The sequence below is a fragment of the Trebonia sp. genome (assembly GCF_030042015.1).
Taxonomy (GTDB): domain Bacteria; phylum Actinomycetota; class Actinomycetes; order Streptosporangiales; family Streptosporangiaceae; genus Trebonia.
This window is the reverse complement of sequence record NZ_JASIAL010000391.1, coordinates 1-14,548: the sequence shown is the minus strand read 5'-3', so window position 1 is coordinate 14,548 and position 14,548 is coordinate 1. Positions and strand designations below refer to the sequence as shown.

Here is a 14,548-nt window from a genome sequence, read left to right as displayed (position 1 = left end):
CCGTTCGTGAAGCACTACACGTCTTCGGCCGCCAGGCAGGCGGCCGAAGCCAATTACCGCTGGCTGGCAGGGCTAGAGAGTCGGCTGCGCCTCCCGGAACTGACAGCCGCGAGCGGACCAGTTCTGTGGTTCGAGCGCATTGACGGACGCTATGCTCGCCCAGAAGACCTCGTCATGCTTGCCGCCCACCTCGGCGACGCGCACGGCAGTGCCTACGTAACAGACCTGCATCAGGCCCGCCTGAACCAGCCTTACTGTGCGGGACTCAACCACATGCTGCCATCCTTCCCCGATAGGCGCGTCGATGCCGTGGCACGCGAACTCCGTGCCGGTAACGTGTCCGGCTCCGGGCTCATGAGCGTCGCTCGCGCACAGCGGCTGCTGACCGAGGCAGACGGCCCGGCAGCGTTCTACAAGGATTCCAATCCGCGTAACTTCCTGATCACTCCGGGCGGGCTTCCGGTCACCATCGACTTCGACGATCTGACCCTCGCCCCGTTTGGCTACGACCTGGCTAAGCTCATCGTCACCCTCGCCATGACCTACGGCGCTCTGCCACGCGGACAGATCGCCGCCGCGCTCAGCGCCTATAACACCGCTGCCGCAAGGCAATGTGCGGCACTTCCTGGCGTCACCTGGGCTGAGCTGATGAACTGGGCGGAGATCCATCACATCCTCACCAGCCGGTACGCGGCGGACGGCCGTTACTCCCGCCGCTGGCACGAGGTGGGACCCGCCGATGGCGAGACGGGAGCGCGGACATGGCCGTGATCACCAGCCTGCTGCTCACCCGCCACGGCGAGGCGCACTGCAACGTCGCCGGCGTGGCTGGGGGAGAGAAGACCTGCACTGGCCTAACCGAACGCGGGCGCACACAGGTCCGGCTGCTGGCCGAACGGCTGTGCGCCGAAGCTCCGGCCGACGTACTGTACGCGGCACCCCGACGACGGGTCCAGGAATCAGCGCAGATCCTGTCCCAGACGCTCGGACTCCGATTGCACATCGAGCCGGGACTGAGCGGCCCAGACCACGGCGAGGCCGACGGGCGTCCATGGGATGAGATCAAGGCCGCGTTCGGCGGACCCGCACAGTCTGATCCCGACCGGCCATACGCCCCCGGATCGGAGACCTGGAACCATTACCTCGCCCGCGCGGGGGCAACTCTCTCCCGATTGATACGACGGCACGAAGGGCAGCGGATCCTGATCGCCGGACACGGCGAGACCGTGGACGCCGCCGCCACCTTGCTGCTCGGCCTCTCTTCTGGCTCCTCGACGCGGGTCGGCTTCGAATCCGCTCATGCGTCGATCACCTGCTGGAACATGCAGCGCAACCGGTTCGGCCAGGAAGTATGGATACTCGCCGCCCTGAACGACACCGGGCACCTGGCCAGCGCACCGTGACTAGATCTACGGTCTTTCTTGAGGTTGCCAAGCGCGTCCTGGGGTCCTGCGAGGTTACCGCGGTCCTAGGGGATGCAGTCGTACGGGTCCGCGATGCCCGCGGTCAGGAGTTCGTCGTCAAGCAGCACGGCAGCCGATCAAAACACGACCGGGAAGTCCACGCGTACCGGTACTGGACGGCCGCCCTCGCTCCCTCGGCGCCGAGGCTGATTGCTGCAGACAGCGCGACCATGACCATCGTCATCACCATGCTGCCAGGGCAGCCATGCTCAGGCGTCCCAAAGGCTGCCATACACCACCAGGCCGGCGCCCTGCTACGCCGCTTCCACGACACCGAACCTGCACGCGAGCTTCCGTGGCTTCATTGCTGGCTCGACGACCGCATCCACTATTGGACGAGCCAGGCGAAGACGCTGCTGCCCGCCGAGGACGCCCTGGTCGTCGATAGCCACCTCACCGCGCTGAGGAGGATCGGCGTCGCGTACGGGGTGCCATGTCATCTCGACTTCCAGCCGCGCAACTGGCTGCTTGACGAGTCAGGAAACCTCTCGCTTGTCGACTTCGAGCACGCGCGCACCAACCTGCCCGCCCGCGACCTCGTGCGCCTGCGATTCCGGGTCTGGCCATCCCGGCCAGACCTGCAAGACGCTTTCTTCAACGGATACGGGCGCCGCCTCACCGATGCCGAAGACGAACTGGTCTGGCACCTCGGCGCGCTCGATGCGCTCGCGGCGCTGGTGCGGGGGCGTCAGACTGGCGACCGGGCGCTGACCACATCCGGGGCTGCGACGCTCCGCCAGCTGCGAGAGAAGCAGCCGTGAACCCGGCCGCTGCACGCATACTCGACCAGCTGCAGGCTCCGGATCGGGTCGGCCGCGATCTAACCCTGCTCCGGACCCGCCTGTACCGGTTCAGTGATGATCTCCGCTGGTACGTGCTCGCCGAAGCACTTGAGGAACACTTGCTGGCAGGTCGGCAGCCGCAGTCCGCAACCATTAGCGCTGTCCGCGCTTGCCTGGAGCAGATCCGCCGAGAAGGCAGCCCGCCCGTCTTCGAAAGCGCCCTCGCGACAGCCGAGGACATCGACATAACAACGGCGCTGGCCGAGCGCGGCGCCTACATGTGGCAGCAGGTCCCCTTGGTCACCCCGCCCAGCGCAGTGGTCATCATTGTCGGCGCGCCCCGGTCAGGCACCAGTCACCTGTTCAACCTTCTCGCCGCTACCGGCAAGTTCGCCTACCTCACTACCGATTCCTGCTGGGCTTGGCCGGTACGTAACCTTCACCAGCCCGGACGGCAGCTGTTCACCGCTGTTGGCGCCGCGGTCCTCAAGGTGGACAACAAGCGCACCCGGATCATCCCCGGCCTTGTCATGCCCGGCGAAGCAGAAGACATCTGGCACCGGGCTATGCCCGCTTACCGGCATCTCCACGGCCACCGCTACGAAATCGGCGCGGACGTGAGCATCGGCGACCTGGGCATCCTTCAGGCCGCGACGCACGCTCACCTTGCCCACTTCCAGCGGGCACAGCTGCTGGCGAAATCGCCGTTTAACTCCTTCCGCATCCCCGCGATCGAACGGTTGTGGGGTGATGCGGTCAGGTACATCCACATCATCCGTGACCAGCACGAGGTGGCCGATTCGATGCGCCGCAACCACTTTGAGTTCGTTGGCGGAGGTCGACTGCTTACAGCCGAAGCAGCGTGGTCACGGTTCGTCCGTTCGGTTCAGCGGCATGCCCCTGCCGACCGCACTACGACCATTTCGCACGAGCTCCTCATGATCAACCCCGAACAAGCGGCGGGGTTGATCATGGATGCCATAGCGTGAGCGAACCGGCCCGAGGGATGCCAGCGAGACCGCCGTCCGCGCGGATGCTGAGTTCCACGGTCACATCCGCGCTCGCCGCACTCATGGAAGGACGGCCACCTTCAATACATCGCGCGTCCTGCTTGCCGGTACGTCCTTGATGTGGATTGTGAGACCCGGGACAGGGCCGCTGGCAGGCTTGGTGATCTCGGTAGTTCCCCCGTCTGGGCATGGCCGGCATCGCGCTCGCCGGGGCGGGTGCCGTCGGCACGGTCTGGATGCACGCGATTTGGGCGACATCAGGAGTACGCGGGTACGTGCTGGTCGCCGATGCGGACAAGGCCGGGGTCACGAACAACAACCTGAACCGGTGCCCGCTGTTCAGGACCGCGAGCCTCGGCAGACCGAAGGCAGCCGAGGCCGCACGCTTGTCAGCCAGCACCTGTGGACCGCGCTGAGCTCGGCGTACAGGTCGGCAGCCCAGGCCAGTCCTATCGCGGGAGCCACTATCGCGGGGCCACGCCACCACGTGCACAGCGATGGGGGCCGCTGCCCGCCCCCATCGCCATGCCGCTGAGCTGCTAAAAGCGGCTGCGGCGCACGAGCGTGACCGCGTCGATGACCGCCGGGCTGGCGGTGCTGGTGATCCCGCTGCTGTTCTGCGTCGGATCGATGGCCCGGACCAGGATGCTGGTCTCGTCGCCGACGAACCCCGGTGCCTTGACGTCAAGGACGATGAAGCTCCAGTTGGCGTGGCGGTAGGCGGAGTAGTCGGTCACGGTGTCCGGGATGTCCTCGGAGGTGCCGGTGCCGCCATCCGCCGTGTTGGTGCCCGTCCACTCCCAGAGCAGCGGTGGTCCCGACGTGGTCGCCGGGTCGCCGCCGCCGGTGACGCCGTACCACCCGGTGTAGAGGTCCTGGCCGCCGCCGCCCGCGCAGATGTACGTGGTGCCGTCGGTCTCGGGGTTGACGGTGCCGCCCGAGGGCACGGCCTTGGTGACCTCGCCGCCGATCAGCGGGTAGCTGCGCTCGTAGGCGTGCACGTGGCCGCTGACCACGAGGTCGACCTGGTACCGGTCGAAGATGGGCTCCCAGACCAGGCGGATGCCGCCGTCCGAGCCGTGCGTGGTGTTGGACGAGAACACGCAGTTGTGGAAGCCGACGATGATGAAGTCGATCCCCGAGCCGGGCGAGCGGTACGCGGCCAGCTGCTCGGTGAGCCACCTCGTCTGGCGACCGTCGGTGTAGCCGTTGTTGTCGGACAGCTCAGCCGACAGGTCGTTGCCGTCCAGCTGGATGATCGCGACGTTCCCATAGGTGAAGGCCTTGAGCACCGGGGAACCGGTGACCGCTTGCGGGGCGTACGCCTGCGGGAACCTCGTGGTGAACCCGATGTAGCCGAAGTCGGCCAGCGGCTCCATCTCGTGGTTGCCGACGCCAACCTGCCACGGGATCGACTGCGCGGCGGCCGGGCCGACGATCCCCAGGTACGCGTCCCAGGCGCCGGGGCTGAACGCGCTGACGTTGGTCGGCACCCCGTTGGAGTAGTAGCCGGACCCGCCGCCGGCGTAGCTCAGGTCCCCGACCACGACGTTGAACCGGGGCTGCAGCGCGGCGATGACCTGGGCGACGGGAAGCGAGGTGCTGTCGCTGGTCGCCTCGTCACCGACGATGGTGAAGCGGAAGTCGGAGCGGCCCTCGGCGGCGGTCGTGAAGGCGACGTCGTCGCTCCAGGTCTTCCCGTCGTTGCTCACCGAGTAGTGGTAGGTGGTGTTCGGCAACAGCCCGGCCAGCAGGGCGTTGCTGTACACGGTGTTCTCGGCCGGCTCCCCGCTGATCGCCGGCACCGGAACCGTTCCTGAGGCGAAGGCGCGCACGGTCCTGCCGTAGCCCCGGTCCGGGCCGTAGCGGACCTGCGGAGCGGGAACCGAGGGGATGGGGCCGTTGTAGGTGCCGGCCGACCAGGAGACGTAGATGTCCCTGGCGGGGTCGTCGCCGTAGCCGATCCACTGCGGCGCGGCCGCGGTCGAGGCGTAGGCGGATGGCTGGCGCCAGAAGGCCGGCCCGGCGGCGGCGGCCGCCAGGCCGAGGACACCCGCGCCCTTGAGGACGGCCCGGCGGCGGTAACGGCCGCGTGCCGCGAGGTAGTCGTGCATCTCCTGCAGCGACATGTCTTTGACGAATTTCTCGGGGATCTCGCCATACGGAGTTTCCATAAAGCAGACCGTAAAGATATAAAATGAACGCCCCGTGGTCCGATGGCATCCTGTGAAAGAAGAAGCAGGAACGAGCCGACAGCCCGCAGCTGAACCAGGCTGAACCCGGCCTTGCGCTGGTCCTTGTGCGGCGTCTCCTTGTGCGGCGTCGCGGTCAGCCGGATCGCGGCACCAGGCGGATGACCGGGAGCTGCCGGTCCGTCTTCTCCTGGTATTTCGCGAAACGGGGCGAGGCGGCCGTGATCTGCCGCCATGCCTCGTCCCGCTCCGCCCCGTGCAGCTGCCCGGCGGTCACGGGCACCGTGCGGCCGGTCACCTCGATCCGGACCGTGTCGGGCCGCGCGGCGATGTTGTAATACCACGCCGGGTTCCGCGCCGCCCCGCCCGCTGACGCGACGATCAGCCAGCTGCCGTCCGTACCGGGAAACCAGGCGACCGGGGTGGTGCGTTCGGCGCCGCTGTTGCGCCCGACCGTGGTCAGCGCCAGCGCGTTCATTTCCATGAACCTGCCACCCTTGCGCCGAATCCGGCTCATGGCCATCTTGTTCCCCCACCGGATCATGCGCCCCGCGCCGGGCTGCCGGGCGCCGCGGGTTCCGTTAGGCGTGTCGAAGCTCATGTGAGTCCTCATTCCCCGTTACGGCCGTGGCTTAGTGGGAAAGACTAACGTGTGTCTAATGGGGGTGGACATGGCCAGCCCGCTACGCCCGATTTGGCGTCGCTGACCGCCGAGGAACGCCGGCTGGCTGAAGCACGGGAGGGCGTCGCGTGGCGAGCCTGGGGGCCCTACCTGAGCGAACGCCAGTGGGGCACGGTCCGCGAGGACTACAGCGAAAGCGGCGATGCCTGGTCGTACTTCAGTCACGATCAGGCGCGCTCGCGCGCCTACCGGTGGGGCGAGGACGGCATCGCCGGGATCAGCGACGACAAGCAGCGGCTCTGCCTGGCCCTGGCGCTGTGGAATGAGCGGGACCCGATCCTGAAGGAGCGGCTGTTCGGCCTGACCAACGCCGAGGGCAACCACGGCGAGGACGTCAAGGAGTATTACTTCTACGTCGACAACGTTCCGACCCACAGCTACCAGCGCTACCTGTACAAGTACCCGCAGGGTGAGTTCCCCTACAACGACCTGGTGGCGGGCAACAGATCCCGGTCGCGGCATGAATTCGAGTACGAGCTGGCCGACACGGGCATCTTCAATGCGGGGAAGTATTTCGACGTCGAGGTGGAGTACGCGAAGGCGGAGCCGGAAGACATCGTCTGCCGCGTCACCGTGTACAACCGCGGCGCCGACGACGCCACGCTCCACGTGCTGCCCACGCTGTGGTTCCGCAACAACTGGTCGTGGCCCGACGGCGAGCCCAAGCCCCGGCTCGAGCGCGTCGAGTCGGCGTATCCGGCGGTCCGCGCCGACCACCGCAAGCTCGGCGTCTTCCACCTGTACGCCGAGCCGGCGGCCGAGCTGCTGTTCTGCGAGAACGAAACGAACGCGGCCCGGGTATTCGGCACCGAGGCAGGCCCGCGGTTCCCCAAGGACGGCATCGGCGACCACGTCATCCACGGCGCGGACACCGTCAATCCCGGCGGGTCGGGGACCAAGGCGGCCGCCCACGTCAGGCTCCGCGTGCCCGGCGGCGGGCAGGCCGCCGTGCTGGTCCGGCTGACCAGGCAAGCACCGCAGCGGCTGACCGATCCGTTCGCCGGCGCGGGCGAACTGATCGCGCGACGGCGCGCGGAGGCAGACGACTTCTACGGCGCGATCACGCCGTCGCACCTGACCGATGACGCGAAGGCGGTCATGCGGCAGGCGCTGGCGGGGATGCTGTGGTCCAAGCAGTGCTATTACTTCGACGTCGACAAGTGGCTGCGCGAGCGGCGCTTCCACCCGCTGCGGACGCCGCTGTGGCGGGGTACCCGCAACGAGTCGTGGTTCCACATGTTCAACCACGACGTGGTGTCCATGCCCGACAAGTGGGAGTACCCGTGGTACGCGGCCTGGGACCTGGCGTTCCATTGCATTCCGCTGGCCATGGTCGACCCGGACTTCGCGGAGAACCAGATCGACCTGATGCTCTCCCAGGAGTACCTGCACCCGACCGGCCAGATGCCGGCGTATGAGTGGAATTTCGGCGACGTGAACCCGCCGGTGCACGCCTTCGCGACCCTGTTCCTGCAGAACCTGAAGGCCAACCTCGGCGATGTGGACCTGCCGTTCCTGCGCAAGAGCTTCGCGCGGCTGCTGCTGAATTTCACCTGGTGGGTGAACCGCAAGGATCTCACCGGGCACAACGTGTACGAGGGCGGGTTCCTCGGGCTCGACAACATCGGGGTGTTCGACCGCAGCGCCGAGCTGCCCACCGGCGGGCGGCTCGAGCAGGCGGACGGCACCGCCTGGATGGCCCTGTTCAGCCAGAACATGCTCGAGCTCGCGCTGGACCTGCTGGAGTACGACGAGACCTACGAGGGGTTCGTGCTCAAGTTCGTCGAGCGCTTCTTCTGGATCGCGGCGGCCATGGACCCCATCGGCGGCCAGCGCTCCGACGAGATGTGGGACGAGGAAGACGGCTTCTTCTACGACGTGCTTCGCCTGCCCGACGGCACCGGCACCAGGATCAGGGTGCGCTCCCTGGTCGGCCTGCTCCCCATCTGCGCCACGACCGTCGTCGAGGCGGAGCTGATCGGGCGCTACCCGCAGATCGCCGAGCAGGTGGCTGTCTTCCTCGGGCGCAACAAGGACCTGCTGGCCAACATCGCCGACCCGTTCGTGCCAGGCGCGCACGGCCGGCGCCTGCTGTCCCTGGTGAACGAGGACAAGCTGCGGCGGATACTGGCGCGCATGCTGGACGAGGACCGCTTCCTCGGCCCGCACGGGATCCGGTCGATCTCGCGCTGGCACCTTGAGCACCCGTACGTGTTCAATGTCCACGGCACCGAGTACCGGGTGCAGTACGAGCCCGCGGAGTCAACCACCGGAATGTTCGGCGGCAACTCCAACTGGCGCGGTCCGGTCTGGTTCCCGATCAACCTGCTGCTGATCCGGGCGCTGATCACCCACTACAGGTACTACGGCGACAACTTCAAGATCGAGTGCCCGACCGGCTCGGGGAACATCATGAACCTGTTCGAGGTGTCCCAGGAGCTGTCCCGTCGGCTCGTCACGACATTCCTGCGGGACCGCGACGGGCGCCGCCCGGTCTATGGCGGGACGCCGCTGTTCCAGGAGGATCCGCACTGGCGTGACCTCGTTCTCTTCTACGAGTATTTCCATGGCGACAACGGGGCCGGTCTCGGCGCCTCGCACCAGACTGGGTGGACCGGCCTGGTGGCCAAGCTGATCCAGACGCTGGGCCAGTTCGACGCCGAGACCGTCCTTGACGACCCGCACTGGCCGATGTCCCGTCCCTACCGCCGCCCCACCGCCGGCTGACAATCATTCATCCGAACGATCCGGGCCGGCTCCCGCGGCCCCGCCTGCTCTGGCCGGCGGCAAGCCGGGCCCGGCGCCGTCCAGGGGAGCCGGCGCCTCGCCGGCGGTGGCCGGCGCGACCGCCGGGATCCCGACGTCCGCGGGCGTGAGCGTCGCCCCCCTGTGCAGCGCGACGGCGATCAGCGGATAGAACAGGACCGACAGCACGCCGGCGCCGATCAGCGCGGCGGACGTGGCCGGGAGCATGATCCCGTCCTGCTCGCCGATGTCGGCCAGCGCGATCAGCAGCGGCAGTGAGGTTGCCGTGATGAACGTCATCTCCACCCGCTGCCTGGCCGGGAGGTCGCGCCGGTACACGAGCAGCGACGGCAGGCCGCGGACGATAAGCAGCAGCAGGAAGAGCGCCACCAGCCGGAGCGGGTCCTGGGCGATCGCCCTCAGGTCGATGCTCATGCCGGAGTAGACGAAGAAGATCGGGATGAAGATCCCGTACCCGACCGCGTCGAACTTGTGCTCAAGGCCGGTGGTGTCGATCTTGAGCCGGCGGGTCCAGGACCGCAGCACCATCCCGGCCAGCATGGCGCCGAGCACGACGTCAAGGCCGAACCGGCTTGCCACGGCGAGCAGCAGGAACAGCAAGACCATCGCCCAGCGCAGCGTGATCTGCCCGGTCGCGTCCTGGCCCTCGCGGATGATCCGCTGCACCGCGGGGTTCCTGGCCAGCCACGGGACCACCGACAGGGCGAGGGCAAGCACCCCGACCACGGCCACGGAGGCGAGCGCGATGAAATGGCCGCGCTTGGTGAGGAAGACCGCGATGATCAAGATGGGGAACAGTTCCCCGACGGCGCCGGCGGCGTAGACGTACCGGCCGAACTGGCCGGCGAGCATCCCGTTGTCCCGCAGGATCGGCAGCAGCGTGCCCAGCGCCGTGGTGGTCAGCGCGAGCCCGACAGGGACGTAGTCCTTGATGTAGCCGGCCGCGGTCAGTCCCCCCGCCACGCCCACGGCGATCGCGGCCGAGATCACCCAGCCGAGGATCGCCAGCCGGCCGGCCCGCTCGCGCAGCAGGTGGGGTTCCAGCTCGTAACCGGCGAGCAGGAACAGGAAACCCAGCCCTATGTTGGCCAGCAGCTCGATGCTGCCCGACTCGGCCAGCCCGAGCACGTGCGGGCCGATCAGCACGCCGCCGAGCAGGAAGATGACGACCTGCGGAACGCGCGGACCGGGGAGCGCGGCGACCAGGAGCGGCGTGAGCGCGGCCACCACCGCCACGACGACCAGGTCATCAAGCCCCACGATAAGGTTCACGACGGCCGGCCAGCCTCACGCGATGTCGTCATCCGTCCCCCCAACGGTGATCACTAAGGACGTACCCACGTGCGCCGCGCTTAACAGCGGCGCCGGCCGAGGTCCTGGTCCGGCGGGGACTTCGGGCACTACCCGCGCAGGGCCGCGCGAGGGAAAGTCGCAGCGTCGGCGGTGGTGCGGGAAAGACGTACGCGACGCTGAACGTCCAGCACCTGGCAGGAACCCGCGACGCGGTCGGGCAGATCACCGGGGAGCAGCAGCTCAGCGTGCGCTGGAAGCCGGGGCCGGGGCAGCCACCGCGGTCCGTTCCGGATAACGGGCGACAGCGGGCGGGCCGGCCGGAAAGCCAGGCGCGGACGGCGGCTGTCCGCGGCCCCTGACCCCTCCCGCATCGAGTCCACTTCACCATCGACCTGGCCGCGCAGCGAATCACCCGCGACGGCCGGCCGGTGCGGCTGACCCGCACCGAGTGGCAGATCGTGCAACTGCTCGCGCGCAACCCGGGGTGCCTGATAACCCACAGGCAGCTGCTCGCCGACGTCTGGGGCGTGACGGACACAAGCGACAGCAGCTACGTGCGCGTCTTCGTGGTCTCGATCCGCGCAAGCTGGAGCCCGACCCCGCGCACCCCGCTACTTCTTCACAGAACCGGGCTGCGGGGTCTGCTTCCAGCCGGACTCGCCGCCGCGCCGCCAGCGCGCGCTCGCGGAGCCGGGTGGCAGGTCGACCGCCGCCGTCGCTGCTGGCATGCTGTCATACGTGAGCGGTCAGCAAGACCTGCCGGAACTGAACGCCTTCCTGGTCGGCATCCCCTTGTTCGCTTCGCTGGATGAGACCACCAGGCTCGAGCTTGCCGGGCAGCTTGAACCGGTGCACGTGGCCGCCGGGGAGGTGATCTTCAGGCAAGGTGACGCGGGCGCGGGCCTTTTCCTCGTGGTCAGCGGCAGGCTCCGCGTCACGGTGGCCGCCGAGGGCGCCGAGCGCATGCTGTACGACCTGGGCCGCGGCGCGATCGTGGGGGAGATCGCGCTGCTCACCGACCGGCCGCGGGCGGCCACCGTGCACGCGGTCAGGGACAGCGACCTGCTGCTGCTGCGGGTGTCCTCGTTCAGGTCCCTGGTGGAACGCAGCCCGGTGCTTGTGGCCGGGATGATCCGGTTGCTGGCCGACCGGGTGCTCACCGTCGACAGGATGCTGACCGTGGACCGCCCGGAGGCGCCGCCCCCGGGCGCCCAGACCATCGCCGTGGCCTGCGCCGGCACGAACACCCGCCCGGCCGCGCTGATCGCCGAGCGGCTGGAAGCGCAGCTGGCGCGCGCCGGCTCCGTCTTCCGGGTCGCCGCCGGCGTCGTCGAGCAGCACCTGGGCCAGGGCGCGGCGCAGCGCGGCCCGGCCGACCCCGGCCGGGCCGAGCTGACCAGCTGGCTGCACGCGATCGAGCGCGCCCACGACACGGTGATCTACCAGCCGGACGCGGACGACTCGGCGTGGAGCCGGCTCTGCCTCAGCCAGTCCGACGTCGTGCTGCTCGCCGCCGCGGCCAGGGACGACCCCTCGATCGGCCCCGTGGAAGCGCGCGCGCTCGCGACGGACGCGCTGCGCTGTGAACTCGCCCTGCTGCACGCGGGCGAGCCGTCGGCGACCGCCAGGTGGCTGCGCGGCCGGCCGGTGGCCGACTACCACCACCTGCGCGCTGACCGCCCGGCGGATGTCGCGCGGCTGGCGCGGATGGTCACCGGCACGGGCTGCGGGCTCGTGCTCGGCGGCGGCGGCGCCCGCGGGCTCGCCCACGTCGGCGTGATCCGGGCGCTGGAGGAGGCCGGTGTGCCCATCGACGTGGTCGGCGGCACCAGCATCGGCGCGATCATGGCCGCGGGGTGTGCCCTGGGCGTTGCGGACGCGGAGCGGGTGCGGCGCGTTAAGTCCATCGCCCGTTCCGGCCGCCGGCTGATCACGCCGACGCTGCCGCTTGTCGCCCTGTCGGCGGGCCGTCACCTGGACCGCGTGCTGGCCGAGCAACTCGGCACCGTGCCGATCGAGGACCTGCCGCGGCGTTTCTTCTGCGTCTCAGCCAGCCTGACCCGGGCCGAGGAGGTCATCCACGAACGGGGGCCGCTATGGCCCGCCGTGCGCGCCAGCCTGGCGCTGCCCGGCATCTTCCCGCCGGTCTACTCGGGCGGGGACCTGCTCATCGACGGTGCCGCGCTGGACAACGTGCCCGTGGACGTCATGCGCGGCCGCGTCGGCACGGGCACGATCGTCGCGGTCGACGTGTCCCCCGAGGTGGAGCCGCTGACCGTGGCGCCGTTCGGGCCCGGGCTGTCCGGCTGGCGCGTGCTCGGGCGCCGCCTTAACCGCTTCGCCGCGCAGGAGCCTGTGCCGCGCATCGCCGACATCCTGAGCCGCTCGACCGGGCTGTCGCAGGTGCGGCATCGGCGTGCCGCGCTTGACGGCGACCGGGTCGACCTGCTGCTGCGCCCGCCGACGGCCAGCATCCGCGTCCTGGATTTCAAGGGCGGGATCGCGCTGATCGAGACCAGCTACCGGTACGCGGCCGACGCGCTTGCCAAGTCAGGGCTCGCCAAGCGGTTCGCCGGCTGAGGCGCCCAAGCCGAAGTCGCCGCGGGCCGCACCCGATCGCGGGCTAGCGCGGTGATTTTCGCCCGCGGACGGCGTCCATACCTGCGGGAAGGTCGGGTGAGCGGCGTGCGTGACCCGCACTGGTGGCGCCGGGCGCATCGCGGTCGGCCCAGGCTCCGCCCGCGTGGGCTGCCGCGAATGCGCCGCGCCCGCGCGCCAGGCGGCGATGGCTCCTGGGCCTGGCTGGAGCCTTACCCCGGCCCGTTCACCGGGCCGCCCGCGCCGTCGATGTCACTGGCGTTCATCGCGGCGCTGCAGCGGCTGCCTCCGCAGGAGCGGGCCGCACTCGTGCTCAGCGACGTGCTCGGCTTCTGCGCCGCCGAGGTGGCCGAGATCCTGGGCCGCGACCCGGACGAGGCCGCTTGCCTGCTCGCCCGCGCCCGGGCGGGGATCGCCGGGGCGCTGCCTCGCCCGGCGCCCGCGCCGGACGAGGACGCGGTGGCCGCCCGGTTCGCGGGCGCGTTCGACCGCGGTGACGTCCCCGGCATCGCCGCGCTGCTCACCGACGACGCGCGGCTGCGGCTGCGGCCGCTTCCGGTGGAGTACCAGGGCAAGAGGGCCGCCAGGCACTTCCTGGCGGCCGTCGCGTTTCCTGGCGGCACCACCCGTTACCGGCTGCTGGTCACCCGGGCGAACGGCCAGCCCGCGTTCGGCTGCTACCTGCGCGACCCGTGCGCCGGGATCGACCGCGCGTGCGGCCTCGTGGTGCTCACCGTGGCCGGCGACCGCATCGCCGCGATCGACCGGTTCGTCGACAACAGCGCGCTGCCGCGGTTCGGCCTGCCCCGCGCCGTCCCGTCGGCGCCGCCAGGACCAGCGGGTTAGCCTGCCCGCCCGCTACCCGGTTGCGACGCGTTATATCGCGAGGTAGCCTACTCGCAGTGGCAGCGCACCACCTGCCCGCTTCCGAGCCAGCGATCGGCCCGCGCCGTCGGCGGCGAAGAGGACAAGGGTCTACGACTCGGGTGCCCTACCTGGTCATGTGCTAGTCACCCATGGCGGGCAGACGCGGGCGGACTCGCCAGGAAAGAAACGATCATGACTCAGGACAAGGCGCGGAAGAACGCGATACGCCAGCGCATGGCCGAGACCGGCGAGCCGTACAGCGTCGCCAGGCGCGCGGTGCAGGACGACGACCAGGGCCCCGAGGGTTCAGGCGGCACGCCGCGCGACGACGACTGGTACGCCCGGATGGCCGCGGAGGCGGGCATCAGCGTCGAGGAGTTCCGCGCCCAGGTGCACGCCGAACGGGCACGCCAGTCTGCGGAGGACGCGCGCGACCTAGCCGGGCAAGCCCGGATGCGGGCCGAACGCGCGGACGAGGCGGCCGCAGCGGCGGAGGAAGCCGCCGGGCTGACGCAGGAAGCGGCCGAGCTGACCATGGAATGGGCCGGCGAGGAGGACATCGCCCAGGCCCAGCGCCGGGCCGACGAGGTCCGTGCCGCCGCCGGGGAGGCCCGCCACCGGGCCGAGCGGGCCGAGCAACTGGCCGACGAGGCGGAAGAGGCCGCCGACCGGGCGGAGGAAGCCGCCGACGAGGCCGAGGGCCTGGCCGGCGACTTCGACGACCGCCCGCCCCATCGGCACTACCGCTCGCCCCGCCCGCCGCAGCCGCCACGGGCGCCACGGGCGCCTTGGCCGCCACAGCCGCCACGGGCGCCATGGGCGCCTTGGCCGCCACAGCCGCCGCAGGCCCCACCGCCACCGGGCTACCACCGGCACGGCCACGCCGGCCCGTACC

At 69.9% G+C, this 14,548-nt stretch carries 11 protein-coding genes and 2 pseudogenes; 10 read left to right on the top strand and 3 right to left on the bottom strand.

Annotated elements, in window-relative coordinates:
* Positions 1 to 6 precede the first annotated feature (6 nt).
* The 5 genes from Q1N79_RS21305 (at position 7) to Q1N79_RS21285 (ending at position 3,671) form a co-directional block, all read left to right on the top strand.
* Entirely contained in the window at positions 7 to 771 is a 765-nt protein-coding gene (locus Q1N79_RS21305) for a phosphotransferase (RefSeq protein WP_300611618.1), read from the top strand.
* Positions 762 to 1,403, top strand: coding sequence for a histidine phosphatase family protein (locus tag Q1N79_RS21300; RefSeq protein WP_300611616.1), 642 nt, complete (start codon positions 762 to 764; stop codon positions 1,401 to 1,403). Before Q1N79_RS21305 ends, Q1N79_RS21300 begins: the two co-directional genes overlap by 10 nt.
* A 230-nt stretch (positions 1,404 to 1,633) precedes the next feature.
* Entirely contained in the window at positions 1,634 to 2,224 is a 591-nt protein-coding gene (locus Q1N79_RS21295) for a phosphotransferase (RefSeq protein ID WP_300611614.1), read from the top strand.
* Complete coding sequence (locus Q1N79_RS21290; protein WP_300611611.1) at positions 2,221 to 3,234, top strand: sulfotransferase; 1,014 nt, start codon at positions 2,221 to 2,223, stop codon at positions 3,232 to 3,234. Before Q1N79_RS21295 ends, Q1N79_RS21290 begins: the two co-directional genes overlap by 4 nt.
* Positions 3,235 to 3,443: 209 nt before the next feature.
* The gene (locus Q1N79_RS21285; RefSeq protein WP_300611609.1) at positions 3,444 to 3,671 is read left to right on the top strand and encodes a ThiF family adenylyltransferase; all 228 of its coding nucleotides are present in this window, start codon (positions 3,444 to 3,446) and stop codon (positions 3,669 to 3,671) included.
* Positions 3,672 to 3,794: 123 nt separating this feature from the next.
* Here the strand turns inward: Q1N79_RS21285 and Q1N79_RS21280 are convergent, their stop codons facing one another.
* Positions 3,795 to 5,429, bottom strand: a complete 1,635-nt coding sequence (locus Q1N79_RS21280) for a metallophosphoesterase family protein (protein WP_300611607.1) — start codon at positions 5,427 to 5,429, stop codon at positions 3,795 to 3,797.
* 154 nt (positions 5,430 to 5,583) lie between these two features.
* A complete protein-coding gene (locus tag Q1N79_RS21275; protein ID WP_300611606.1) occupies positions 5,584 to 6,048 on the bottom strand; it encodes a nitroreductase/quinone reductase family protein in 465 nt (154 codons plus the stop codon).
* Between the two features lie 93 nt (positions 6,049 to 6,141).
* Here Q1N79_RS21275 and Q1N79_RS21270 point away from each other — a divergent pair, with 93 nt between their 5' ends.
* Entirely contained in the window at positions 6,142 to 8,856 is a 2,715-nt protein-coding gene (locus tag Q1N79_RS21270) for a hypothetical protein (RefSeq protein ID WP_300611604.1), read from the top strand.
* A 3-nt stretch (positions 8,857 to 8,859) separates the two neighbouring features.
* Here Q1N79_RS21270 and Q1N79_RS21265 read toward each other — a convergent pair whose 3' ends face one another.
* Positions 8,860 to 10,167, bottom strand: coding sequence for a cation:proton antiporter (locus tag Q1N79_RS21265; protein ID WP_300611602.1), 1,308 nt, complete (start codon positions 10,165 to 10,167; stop codon positions 8,860 to 8,862).
* Between the two features lie 449 nt (positions 10,168 to 10,616).
* Between Q1N79_RS21265 and Q1N79_RS30790 the strand changes: the two are divergent.
* From Q1N79_RS30790 to Q1N79_RS21250, 4 genes and pseudogenes are all read left to right on the top strand, one after another.
* Positions 10,617 to 10,748, top strand: a pseudogene (locus Q1N79_RS30790) (helix-turn-helix domain-containing protein); the annotation flags it as partial.
* A 178-nt stretch (positions 10,749 to 10,926) separates the two neighbouring features.
* The gene (locus tag Q1N79_RS21260) at positions 10,927 to 12,768 is read left to right on the top strand and encodes a patatin-like phospholipase family protein (protein WP_300611600.1); all 1,842 of its coding nucleotides are present in this window, start codon (positions 10,927 to 10,929) and stop codon (positions 12,766 to 12,768) included.
* A 177-nt stretch (positions 12,769 to 12,945) separates the two neighbouring features.
* Positions 12,946 to 13,632, top strand: a complete 687-nt coding sequence (locus tag Q1N79_RS21255) for a sigma factor-like helix-turn-helix DNA-binding protein (protein ID WP_300611598.1) — start codon at positions 12,946 to 12,948, stop codon at positions 13,630 to 13,632.
* Between the two features lie 213 nt (positions 13,633 to 13,845).
* Positions 13,846 to 14,548: pseudogene (locus Q1N79_RS21250) on the top strand (hypothetical protein); the annotation flags it as partial.